The sequence below is a fragment of the Pseudomonas sp. AC463 genome (assembly GCF_979253585.1).
In genome coordinates, this window is sequence record NZ_CEEDDZ010000664.1 from 1 (window position 1) to 268 (window position 268).

The 268-nt window shown below is 63.8% G+C and carries 1 protein-coding gene; it reads left to right on the forward strand.

The genetic code is table 11. The annotated features are described in order from the left end of the window. Positions 1-268 (forward strand): NAD(P)-dependent oxidoreductase (locus AC0IYH_RS31860; protein ID WP_471838272.1); only part of this gene is annotated, 268 nt, incomplete at both ends.

The following is a 268-nucleotide window of genomic DNA, read 5'->3' on the forward strand; positions in this document are numbered from 1 at the left end:
GCCTATGCCGCGCGCATCGTTCACGTCGGCGAGGCTGGGGCGGGGCAGCAGACCAAGATGTGCAATCAGATCGCCATCGCGGGAGTGATCCAGGGCGTCGCGGAATCGTTGCGGTTCGCTCAGGCGAGCGGGCTCGACACGGACAAGGTACTGGAGGCGATTTCCGGCGGTGCGGCGCAAAGCTGGCAGATGGTCAATCGCTGGCCGACAATGGCGCAGGATACATTCGACTTCGGCTTCGCGGTCGACTGGATGCGTAAGGATCTGG